Raw genomic sequence first — 4,241 nt, 5'->3', positions numbered from 1 at the left:
CGACGGGACAGTGGCACGCCACGCCCCCGCCCCCGCGCCCTCCTCCGCCACCGACACCATCGCGGGCACCCATCTCGCCGCGTACGCCCTGGGCGCCGGGCAGGGCTTCGTGCTCGGGGTCGCGGTGCCCCGGCGTGACACCGGGGACCACACGATCGCCTCGGTCGCCGCCGTGCTCCTCTCCCTGATCACCGGCGAGCACCACAGCGGGGCGGGGGCGGCGCGTTCCTCGGCGCTGGTGCGGCTGTTGCTGGGGGCCGCGCCGGAGGCGGTCGCGCCCCTGCTCGGAGCCGAGCGATGGGTCGTCGTGCACGCCAGCCCGGACGCGCACGTCAGCCCGGACGCGCACGCTCCCGACGCCATGGCCGCCGCCGCGCTCGGTACCGCCCTCGGCTCCCCGCTCGTGGACCTGGACCATGACCTCGTACGCGTCCTGGTCCCGGCCGGCCGCGAAGTGCCCCCGCAGCCGGGCTGGACCTGCGGGGTGAGCGCGCCCGTGGGCCCCCACGAGTGGCCCCTGGCCGACACCCAGGCCGCCCGCGCCCTGGCCCGCGCCCGTGCCACCCGCACGCCACTGGTCCACCACGCGGCGCGGTCCGCCCTGGCCGACCTCGTCCCCGCCGAGGACGCGGCCTCCCACGCCCGCGCCCTCCTCGCACCCGTCGCCGGCACCCCCGCGCTCACGGAGACCCTGCGCACCTGGCTCTCGCTGCACGGCAGTTGGGACCGTACGGCGGTGGCCCTCTCCGTCCACCGCAACACCGTCCGCCAACGCGTCGCCCGCTGCGCGAAGTTGCTGGGCACGGACCTCGACGACCCGGACGTACGCATGGAATTGTGGTTCGCGCTCCGCCACTAGTGGATCCCGGGGGTTGAGAGGTGGGGGAAGATCCGTCGATCGGCGTGGTGCTGTTCAACACGCTGCTCATAGGCGCGGAGGGCACCGTCAGGGGGGCGGCCGTTCTGCTCCCGGTGATCGGGCTCGTCGTCTGCCTCGGCACCTGGTGGCGGCGGAAGAAGGCAGCCGCAGCGCGTGGCGCGGCTGACGAGCGGACGGGTGCCTGAGCATCGAGTGACCCGCGTCCCAGCGTTCGGGACGTCGGCGTACCGCCCAGTTGTCTGCCTCACAATGGGAGGCATGCCGATACCCGGGACCCCCAGCCGCGCCGAACTCGTCGACCACCTTGTCCGGACGCGTATCGCGGGCGACGTCGCGACGCCCCGCGAGAACAACCTCTCCCACTACCGCCAGCTGTCGAACGGCAACCGCCACTACTGGCTGGGCCTGGAGCTCGGCGACCGCTGGACCGACGAGCAGGACGTCCTCGCGGTGATGGCGGAGCGAGTCGGCGTGAACGACGACGCGGAGCACCGCTACGGGCAGGACACCATCGACCCCGAGCTGACGGTGGCCGCGCTGGAGCGCATGGCGGCGCGGCTGCGCAAGGCCGCGGACGGCGAGCAGCGCGTCCTGTTCGCCACCGGCCACCCGGGCGGCCTGCTCGACGTGCACCGCGCCACGGCCGCCGCACTGCGCGCCGCGGGCTGCGAGATCGTGGTGATCCCGGAGGATCTGCAGACGGAGGAGGGGTACGTCGTGCAGTTCGCCGACGTGTCCGTCCTGGAGCACGGCGCCACCCTGTGGCACACCCACTCCGGCGAGCCGATGAAGGCCATCCTCACCGCCATGGAGCGCGAGGGCCGCCCGCTGCCCGACCTGGTGGTCGCCGACCACGGCTGGGCCGGCTACGCGGGCCAGCACGGCGTCGACTCCGTGGGCTACGCGGACTGCAACGACCCGGCCCTCTTCCTCGCCGAGTCCGAGGGCACCGTCCAGGTCACGGTCCCGCTGGACGACCATGTGCTGAGCCCGCGCTACTACGACCCGATGACGGCGTACCTGCTGGACCAGGCGGGCCTCACGGACTGAGCGCCGCTCAGCGGGCCTCCCCTCGCGGTACGCGCACGACCCCTTCCTGGATCACCGAGATCGCCAGCTGCCCGTCCTGCGTGTAGATACGGCCCTGGCCGAGCCCGCGCCCGCCGAACGAGGACGGCGACTCCTGGTCGTACAGGAGCCACTCGTCGGCCCGGAACGGACGGTGGAACCACATCGCGTGGTCGAGCGAGGCCCCGACGACGTCCCCCACGGCCCAGCCGCCGCGCCCGTGCGCGAGCAGGATGGAGTCCAGGAGGGTCATGTCGGAGACGTAGGTGGCGAGGACGACGTGCAGGAGGGGGTCGTCGTCGAGCTTGCCGTTGGCGCGGAACCACACCTGGGAGTGCGGTTCACGCGGCTGCCCGTACCGGCCGTAGGGCGGGTCGTCGACGTAGCGCAGGTCGACGGCGGCCCGCGCCTCCAGGAACTTCTCCACGATCTCGGGGTCCAGACCGTACGAGGGCAGTCTCTCCTCGGCGGTGGGCAGGGTCGCCGGATCGGGTGCGGGCGGCATCGGCGCCTGGTGGTCGAGCCCTTCCTCGTACCGCTGGAAGGACGCCGACAGCGCGAAGATGGGCTGCCCGTGCTGGACGGCGACGACGCGGCGGGTGGTGAAGGACCGGCCGTCGTTCATGCGGTCGACGGTGTAGACGATGGGCGCGCCCGCGTCCCCGATGCGCAGGAAGTACGCGTGGAGGGAGTGGGCGAGGCGGTCCTCGGGGACCGTCCGCCCGGCGGCGACGAGGGCCTGGGCCGCGACCTGTCCGCCGAAGACGCGGGGGACGACTCCGGACCGGGACTGGCCGCGGAAGATGTTCTCCTCGATCTGCTCCAGGTCGAGCAGATCGAGGAGAGACTGCAGTGGTGCCTGACTCATGCCGTGAGTCTGCCAGCCCCTTGTTACAGCGGGCCGCCGATTGTTACCCACGAGTAGAGATTGGTTGAAGATCACACGACGCGGCGGCCGGGGACCTGGGCGACCTAGAGGCCCATGTCCTTCGCGATGATCGACTTCATGATCTCGTTGGTGCCGCCGTAGATGCGGTTGACGCGGTTGTCCGCGTACAGGCGGGCGATCGGGTACTCGTTCATGAAGCCGTAGCCGCCGTGCAGCTGGAGGCAGCGGTCGATGACGCGGTGCGCGACCTCGGTGCAGAACAGCTTGGCGGAGGCGGCCTCGGCGGGGGTGAGCTCACCGGCGTCGAGGGCTTCGAGCGAGCGGTCGGCGACGGCCTCGGCGGCGTCCACCTCGGCCTGGCAGGCGGCCAGCTCGAACTTGGTGTTCTGGAAGTGGGCGACCGGCTTGCCGAAGACGGTGCGGTCCTGCACGTACTCCTTGGCGAACCGGACGGCGGCCTTGGCCTGCGCGTACGCGCCGTAGGCGATGCCCCAGCGCTCCGAGGCCAGGTTGTGCCCGAGGTAGTAGAAGCCCTTGTTCTCCTCGCCGAGCAGATCCTCGACAGGCACCTTGACGTCGACGAAGGCGAGCTCGGCGGTGTCGGAGGTCTTCAGTCCGAGCTTGTCGAGCTTGCGGCCGATGGAGTAGCCCTCGGACTTGGTGTCCACGGCGAAGAGGGAGATGCCGTGGCGGCGGTCCTCGGCGGAGGGCGCGGAGGTGCGGGCGCAGACGATGACCCGGTCGGCGTGGACGCCACCGGTGATGAAGGTCTTGGAGCCGTTGAGGACGTAGTGCGTGCCGTCCTCGGAGAGCTTGGCGGTGGTCTTCATGCCGGCGAGGTCGGACCCCGTGCCCGGCTCGGTCATGGCGAGGGCCCACATCTCCTCGCCGGTGACGAACTTCGGCAGGTAGCGCTTCTTCTGCTCGTCGGTGGCGAGCATCTTGATGTACGGCAGACCGAGCAGGACGTGCACGCCGGAGCCGCCGAAGGTGACGCCCGCGCGGGCGGTCTCCTCGTACATCACGGCCTCGAACTTGTACGAGTCGATGCCGGCGCCGCCGAACTCCTCGTCGACGCGGATGCCGAAGACGCCGAGGTCGGCGAGCTTGTAGTAGAAGTCGCGCGGCGCCTGGCCGGCGGCGAACCACTCGTCGTAGACGGGGACGACCTCGGCCTCGATGAAGGCCCGGAGGGTCTCCCGGAACGCCTCGTGGTCCTCGTTGAACACCGTACGGCGCACCGCCGCCACCTCCACCTGCGTACGTTTCTGACTTGTCTAAGCGCTTGCTCAGTCAGCAACGGTACCGGCGAGTACGAACACCCGTCCAGACCACCCCTGCAGTAACGCTCGTCACGGTTGAGGGGGCGGACCCGGGGTTGTTTCGCCCCCGCCGCCCCTACCC

Annotated in this window: 5 protein-coding genes; 3 read left to right on the top strand and 2 right to left on the bottom strand. The window is 71.3% G+C overall.

The genetic code is table 11. The features are described from left to right. From FNH08_RS45850 to FNH08_RS45840, 3 genes are all read left to right on the top strand, one after another. Positions 1-859, top strand: an 859-nt coding sequence (locus FNH08_RS45850) for a PucR family transcriptional regulator (RefSeq protein ID WP_194238852.1), incomplete at its 5' end; no start/stop codon positions are given. 20 nt (positions 860-879) lie between these two features. Then, positions 880-1,065: a hypothetical protein gene (locus FNH08_RS45845; RefSeq protein WP_152777590.1), complete on the top strand. Its 186-nt coding sequence runs from the start codon at positions 880-882 to the stop codon at positions 1,063-1,065. A gap of 73 nt (positions 1,066-1,138) precedes the next feature. After that, positions 1,139-1,930: a phosphatase gene (locus FNH08_RS45840; protein WP_152777588.1), complete on the top strand. Its 792-nt coding sequence runs from the start codon at positions 1,139-1,141 to the stop codon at positions 1,928-1,930. Positions 1,931-1,937: 7 nt separating this feature from the next. Here FNH08_RS45840 and FNH08_RS45835 read toward each other — a convergent pair whose 3' ends face one another. Both FNH08_RS45835 and FNH08_RS45830 read right to left on the bottom strand, forming a co-directional pair. Continuing rightward, positions 1,938-2,816 carry an acyl-CoA thioesterase gene (locus FNH08_RS45835; protein ID WP_152777586.1) on the bottom strand — a complete coding sequence of 293 codons (879 nt, stop codon included), beginning with the start codon at positions 2,814-2,816 and terminating at the stop codon, positions 1,938-1,940. A gap of 104 nt (positions 2,817-2,920) precedes the next feature. Next, positions 2,921-4,078 (bottom strand): acyl-CoA dehydrogenase family protein, encoded by a 1,158-nt coding sequence (locus FNH08_RS45830; protein WP_322726518.1) that lies wholly within the window; start codon positions 4,076-4,078, stop codon positions 2,921-2,923. Positions 4,079-4,241: the final 163 nt, after the last annotated feature.

The organism is Streptomyces spongiae (assembly GCF_009377185.1).
GTDB lineage: Bacteria > Actinomycetota > Actinomycetes > Streptomycetales > Streptomycetaceae > Streptomyces > Streptomyces spongiae.
The sequence above is the reverse complement of the archived record's forward strand: the minus strand, read 5'-3'. Positions and strand labels throughout refer to the sequence as shown.